Annotated in this window: 1 protein-coding gene; it reads right to left on the reverse strand. The window is 25.2% G+C overall.

Annotated elements, in window-relative coordinates; all coding sequences use genetic code 11:
* Positions 1 to 309, reverse strand: a 309-nt coding sequence (locus NF27_RS00085; RefSeq protein WP_039454479.1) for a tetratricopeptide repeat protein, incomplete at both ends; no start/stop codon positions are given.

The raw sequence follows: 309 nt of genomic DNA on the forward strand, positions 1-309 counted from the left end.
TTTATACTAATAGCCGCATTAAAATCTTTTATAGCATTTTCATAATCTTTAAGCTTATTATATGCCATACCTCTATTACTATAGTAAGTTTCATTATTAGGTTTTAATTTTATAGCTTGGCTGTAATCTTCAATTGCTTCATTATACTTACCTTGAGCATAATAAGCATTACCTCTATGGTTATAATAATTATCATTTCTAGAGTTTATGCAGATAGACGCATTAAAATCTTTTATAGCATTTTTATAATAATTATCATTTCTAGAGTTTATACTGATAGCCGCATTAAAATCTTTTATAGCATTTTCA

The sequence above is a fragment of the Candidatus Jidaibacter acanthamoeba genome (genome assembly GCF_000815465.1).
Classification (GTDB): Bacteria; Pseudomonadota; Alphaproteobacteria; order Rickettsiales; family Midichloriaceae; genus Jidaibacter; species Jidaibacter acanthamoebae.